This window comes from Streptomyces graminilatus (assembly GCF_001418565.1).
In the GTDB taxonomy this organism is placed as follows: domain Bacteria; phylum Actinomycetota; class Actinomycetes; order Streptomycetales; family Streptomycetaceae; genus Streptomyces; species Streptomyces graminilatus.
In genome coordinates this window covers 1-5,152 of the sequence record NZ_LIQQ01000616.1, presented here as the reverse complement: position 1 = coordinate 5,152, position 5,152 = coordinate 1, and the positions used below count along the sequence as shown (strand labels likewise).

Genomic DNA, 5,152 nt, shown 5'->3' with positions numbered 1-5,152 from the left:
CCCTCAGTCGAACACCGGCCCTCCCGACCGCGCCCGCTTCAGTTCCGCGAAGGCCGGGACCGAGGCGGCCAGCAGGAGCGCGTCCCAGAGGCGGGCCGCCTCCGCGCCCCTCGGGATGGGGGTGAGGACGGGGCCGGAGAAGGCGCGTCGCCCTCCCGTGCCGTCGGGGAGCGCGATCACCGGGCTGCCCGACTCCTCGCCCACCGCGGCCTGGGACCGCTCGTGGGAGGCGCGGACCTCGGCGTCGTACGTGTCCTTGTCGGCGTACTGGATCAGGTCCGCGGGGAGGCCCGCCGCCGTCAGCGCGGCCTCGATGGCCTCCAGGGTGGGGCTGGGGGTCTCGCCACCCTGGTGGAAGCGGGTCCCCAGCTCCGTGTAGAGGCGGGCGACCGCCTCACCGTCGTACCGCTGCTGGGCCGCGACGATCACCCGGACCGGACGCAGGCCCTTGGGGCCCACCAGGTCGTGGAACTGCTCCGGGACCTGGTCGAGCCGGTCCTCGTTGAGGATGGCCAGGCTCATGACATGCCAATGTATGTCGAGGTCGCGTGAGCGAGCCGCCTCCAGCAGCCAGCGGGAGGTCGTCCAGGTCCACGCGCACAGCGGGTCGAACCAGAAGTCGACCGAGGTCGGGGAGTTAAGGGTGTCGGACATTCGTTCTCCTCCGTTCAGACCGTCGCGATACCGAAGAGCAGCGAAGCCGCCGCGACCACCATCAGGACCGCCGGCATCGGCAGGCCCTTCGTGTCCTTGGCGCGGAGGTGGGTGATGATCGCGCCGATGAAGTACGCGACGATCCCGACGCCGGCGGCGATGCCCAGCGGCCGGTAGAAGATGCCGGCGATCAGGCCGAGCGCTCCGGCGATCTCCAGGGCCGACAGCCTCGGGAACCAACTGTCGGGTACGCCGATCTGGTGCATCCCCTCGGTGACCTTCTCGTCCCGGACGAGCTTGGCTCTGCCGGAGCCGATGAGCACGAGGGCGAGCAGGCTCGCGACGACGACATAGGCGATGAACACGGGGAACTCCTGGAGTGGTGTGAAGCGGGGATGCGAAAGGCGGGCCGACCGGCCGGGCGGGGGTCAGGCGAGCGGTGCGGGAACGGCCTCCACCACGCTGCTCGGGGAGCGGGTGGGCAGGACCCGGGTCAGCGTGAAGCCCGCCGCCGCGAGGAGCCGCCGGAACTCGTCGGCCGTACGTTCCCGGCCGCCGCTGAGCACCATCATGTTGAGGTCGATGATCTTGCTGGGGGAGAAGCCGTCGCCGTCCGGGACGACCGTGTCGACGACGAGCAGCCGTGCCTCCTCGCCCATGACCCGGCGGCAGGACTTGAGGATCTCGACGGCGGAGTCGTCGTCCCAGTCGTGCAGGACCCACTTCATCGTGTAGAGGTCACCGCCCTCGGGGACCTTCTCGAAGAAGTCGCCGCCCACGAGCTCGCACCGGTCCGTGAGCCCCGCGGCCTCGATCCGCTCACGGCCGTGCGCCACGACGTGCGGCAGGTCGAGGACGACACCGTGGGCCCGCGGGTGGGCGTCGAGGACGGCGGCGAGGAAGCCGCCCTCACCGCCGCCGACGTCCACGATCCGCTCATGGGGACCGAAGTCGTAGACGTCGAGGACGGCGTCGGCGACCATCGCGGTGAGCCCGGTCATCGCCTTGCCCAGGTGGGCGTTCATGGCCGGGGTGTCCTCGAAGAACTGCCAGATCTTTTTCCCCACCGCCTGCTCGAAGACCGGTTCGCCCGACCGCACGGAGTCCACCAGCAGCCCCCAGGTGGCGTGGTGCGCCTCGCCCAGTTCCATCTGGACGAAGGACGCCAGGGAGCCGGGGACGTCCGAGCGCAGGGTGTCGCCGAGGGGGGTGGTCGTGTAACGGCCGTCCACGTCGGAGCGCAGTACGCCCACACCGGCCAGGGCGCGCAGCAGCCGGGCCAGGGCGCGGGGGTCGGTGCCGGTCGCGGCGGCCAGTTCGGCGGCGGTCCGGGGCTCGTTCGCGAGGTGGTCGGGCAGGTCCAGCGCGGTGGCGGCGTGGACCGCCCGCGCCACCCAGAAGCTGGTGACGATCTGGAACATCCCGTCGAAGTCGGGGTGGGTTCCGGCGTCCTCGGGGTGTGCGGTGGCATCCATGACAGTCTCCGGACGGCTCGAAGTGCTTGAAATGCTCTCGACGTGCTTGAAGTACTCGAAGCGGGGGCGGCGATGCGGCGGGGGCGGTGTCAGAAGGGGCGGTGGCAGGACGGGCGGGACCGGTTCGGCGGCCGTGCGCGGCCGCGGTGCCGCGCACGGCCGTCCGTCTCGCGGGTCAGACGACGGAGACGCCGATCTTCCCGACGGTGCCCGCGCCGAACGCGCCCACCGCCTCGGCCACCTCGTCGAGCGTGAACGTCCGGCCGATCGGCACCTGGAGTGTGTCCGCGGCGGCGGCGTCGGCGAGCCGGTCCAGCGTGGCGGTGTCGGGGTTGGCCATCACGGAGGTGACCGTGATGCCCTCGCGCCCGGCCTGCTCGGGGCCGAAGCCCAGGGTGGAGGCGAGCAGGCCGCCGTCCGCCAGCAGTTCCACGAGCGCGGTCGGGTCACCGGCCAGGTGCACGACGCCCGTCACACCGTCCGGCGCGATCGCCCGGACCTGCGCGGCGACATCGGCGGTGTGGTCCACCGCGTGCGCCGCGCCGAGGCCGAGGACGAACTCCGTCTCGGCACCCGGCTTGGCGGTGGCCAGGACCGTCGCGCCGCTCGCCGCCGCCAACTGGACGGCGTACGCGCCCACCCCGCCCGTGGCGCCCACGACGAGGACCGTGTCGCCCGCCTTCGGCGCGATCGCGTCGACGACGCCCGCGGCGGCCGTGCCCGCCAGGCCCAGCGCTCCGGCCCGGTCGAGGTCCAGGCTCGGCGGGACGGCGGCGATGCCGTAGCCCTCGGCCACCACGACGTACTCGGCGAAGGCACCGTCGCAGACGACCGGCTTCATCACCACGCCGAACACCCGGTCGCCGACGGAGCGTTCCACACCCTCGCCGACCGCCTCGACGGTGCCCGCGAAGTCCTTGCCGAGCGTGACCGGGAACTTGTGCTCCAGCATGTCCTTGAACACGCCGTGGATCACCGCGCCGTCGAAGCCGTTCAGCGACGAGGCGTGCACCTTGACCAGGATCTCGCCGGGCCCCGGCTCCGGCTTGGCCAGCTCGGTGACCGCGGGGGTGGAGCCGAAGCCGTCGATGGTTACTGCGCGCATGAGGTGTACTCGCTTCCTGATGAGATGTCAGAACGGTTGTGCGGGTTGCCTGTTGACTGGCTGAGGGCTGAGGGCTGAGGGCTGAGGGCTGAGGGCTGAGGGCTGACGGGTGCGGAGGCGGCCAGGTGGCAGGCGCCGGTGGACTAGCGCATGGCCTGCTCGTACGACGCCTGCATCACCGTCGCGACGACCTCCAGCTCGTCGGCGTCGCGCGGGGCGTAGAGCATGACGATGCTGCTGGGGAACTCCGGCCGCCGGGAGATCGGGTGCGGTTCGATCCAGCCCAGCTCGGTCAGCGGGCCGAGCGACTCCATCGGCACCGTGAGGTGCATGAACCCGGTGCGGTGGATGTGCCCGAACTCGTCGACCGACGGATGCAGGAACGCCTCGAAGGCCCGGTCCTCCTTGTTCAGGCGCAGAGCGAGGGAGGACGGCTCGGAGACCTGGCTCTGGGTCATGAACACGCCCGGCAGGGCCTGCGCGCGGGCGATCAGCGCGGCGCGGATCTCCGGCGGGGAGAAGTCCTCGACCTGGTCGTGCGGGATCTCCCGGCCGGTCGTGGCGGGCCGAGGCCCCTTGCGGGGAGGCAGAGCGCTCAGCGCGCTCAGCGTGCTCGGTTCGACGGCCATGATGCTCCTCGGATCCTGGAATCGGCTCTGCGGCAGTGCTTCGCGGCATGCCGGAGGCACGCACGGACAGTGCGCTGGTCACTTCTTGTTCTCATCCGGATTCTGGGCGATGCTGCTGGGGTGGCAGAAGACGGCACCTCAAAGAGCGCTACGCACATGGATGTTCCCGACCAGGTCAGCGAGGGTCTGACCACCTGTCGGCTGCGGGACGTACTGGACCGGGTGGGCGACAAGTGGAGCGTTCTGATCATGGCGCTGCTCGGCGGCGGACCACGGCGCTACTCGGATCTGCGGCGCTCCATCGACGGCATCTCGCAGCGGATGCTCACCCTGACGCTGCGCAGCCTGGAGCGTGACGGCCTGGTCATCCGGACCGTCACCCCGACCACGCCGCCCCGGGTGGACTACGAGCTGACCCCGGTCGGACACACCCTCTCCAAGGAGGTGAGTTCGCTGATCCAGTGGTCCGAGCGCCACCGGGAGTACATCAGCATGTCGCGCCGCGGCTACGACGCCCGCTAGCCGCCGGGACACCCTGTGGGCGGGCCGTCAGACCCGGACGCGCCGGGCCTGGACACGCGCCCCGGCGAGGGCCTGTTTCAGGGAGCTGGCGGCCATGTCCTGGAACCCGGCGAGCCGGGGCACATGGCCGGACTTGGTCATCTCCGCGTGCAGGAACGTCAGGTCGTCGGCGAGCGCGACCATGCCGAACGCGGCCCTGAGGTAGGGCTCCTGGAAGTCGTACGCGTAGCGGGGCGTGCCCGGTCCGTAGGCGCCGCCACGGGCCGTGACCACCACGACCTGCTTGCCGGAGAGGGGGCCGGTGCCCGTCGCCGGGTCGACCACCAGCGGGGGGATCACGACCCGGTCGAACCACGCCTTGAAAGTCGCGGGCATCGAGAAGTTGTGCATTGGCAGCCCGAGGACGAGCGTGTCGGCGGCCCGCACCTCCTCGACGAGGTCCCAGGTGAGCGTCCAGCTCGCCTTCTCCCCGGGGGTGACGGCGGCGTCGCGGGCCTCGTCGAGGTCGCGCACCTCACCGCTCTCCAGGCGGTGCATCACCGCGATCTGCTCGGCGTCGACGTGCGCCACGGGCCGCGCCGCCAGGTCCCGGTAGATGTGGGTTCCGTCCGGGTTGGCCGCCCGCCAGGACGCGGCGAACTCGGCGGTGACCCGCCGCGTGGTCGACTCGATCCGCGGGCTGGTGTCTAGGTGCAAAAGGGTGGACACGGTTCACGCTCCTGGCTGCGATGGACGTCAAAGGAAGGGGAGACGCGGGGGTGCGGGGG

At 71.4% G+C, this 5,152-nt stretch carries 7 protein-coding genes; 1 reads left to right on the top strand and 6 read right to left on the bottom strand.

Going from position 1 to position 5,152, the window contains the following annotated elements:
* Positions 1-3: 3 nt before the first annotated feature.
* From AOK08_RS38365 to AOK08_RS38345, 5 genes are all read right to left on the bottom strand, one after another.
* Positions 4-654, bottom strand: a complete 651-nt coding sequence (locus AOK08_RS38365) for a mycothiol-dependent nitroreductase Rv2466c family protein (protein WP_055534716.1) — start codon at positions 652-654, stop codon at positions 4-6.
* A gap of 14 nt (positions 655-668) precedes the next feature.
* Positions 669-1,019, bottom strand: coding sequence for a DoxX family protein (locus AOK08_RS38360; protein WP_055534715.1), 351 nt, complete (start codon positions 1,017-1,019; stop codon positions 669-671).
* A 63-nt stretch (positions 1,020-1,082) separates the two neighbouring features.
* On the bottom strand, positions 1,083-2,129 hold the full coding sequence (locus AOK08_RS38355) for a methyltransferase (RefSeq protein WP_198539518.1): 1,047 nt from the start codon (positions 2,127-2,129) through the stop codon (positions 1,083-1,085).
* A 175-nt stretch (positions 2,130-2,304) separates the two neighbouring features.
* Complete coding sequence (locus AOK08_RS38350) at positions 2,305-3,234, bottom strand: NADP-dependent oxidoreductase (RefSeq protein ID WP_055534714.1); 930 nt, start codon at positions 3,232-3,234, stop codon at positions 2,305-2,307.
* A 143-nt stretch (positions 3,235-3,377) separates the two neighbouring features.
* A complete protein-coding gene (locus AOK08_RS38345; RefSeq protein ID WP_055534713.1) occupies positions 3,378-3,863 on the bottom strand; it encodes a luciferase domain-containing protein in 486 nt (161 codons plus the stop codon).
* 156 nt (positions 3,864-4,019) lie between these two features.
* Between AOK08_RS38345 and AOK08_RS38340 the strand changes: the two genes are divergently transcribed.
* Complete coding sequence (locus tag AOK08_RS38340) at positions 4,020-4,385, top strand: winged helix-turn-helix transcriptional regulator (RefSeq protein ID WP_055534712.1); 366 nt, start codon at positions 4,020-4,022, stop codon at positions 4,383-4,385.
* 27 nt (positions 4,386-4,412) lie between these two features.
* On the opposite strand, the gene AOK08_RS38335 is transcribed toward AOK08_RS38340, so the two are convergent.
* Positions 4,413-5,093, bottom strand: coding sequence for an FMN-dependent NADH-azoreductase (locus AOK08_RS38335; protein WP_055534711.1), 681 nt, complete (start codon positions 5,091-5,093; stop codon positions 4,413-4,415).
* Positions 5,094-5,152 lie beyond the last annotated feature (59 nt).

Bases quoted from the DNA above. Each gene is read 5' to 3' on its own strand.
- AOK08_RS38365 (WP_055534716.1), bottom strand. From the start codon at position 654: ATGTCCGACACCCTTAACTCCCCGACCTCGGTCGACTTCTGGTTCGAC.
- AOK08_RS38355 (WP_198539518.1), bottom strand. From the start codon at position 2,129: ATGGATGCCACCGCACACCCCGAGGACGCCGGAACCCACCCCGACTTC.
- AOK08_RS38350 (WP_055534714.1), bottom strand. From the start codon at position 3,234: ATGCGCGCAGTAACCATCGACGGCTTCGGCTCCACCCCCGCGGTCACC.
- AOK08_RS38345 (WP_055534713.1), bottom strand. From the start codon at position 3,863: ATGGCCGTCGAACCGAGCACGCTGAGCGCGCTGAGCGCTCTGCCTCCC.
- AOK08_RS38340 (WP_055534712.1), top strand. From the start codon at position 4,020: ATGGATGTTCCCGACCAGGTCAGCGAGGGTCTGACCACCTGTCGGCTG.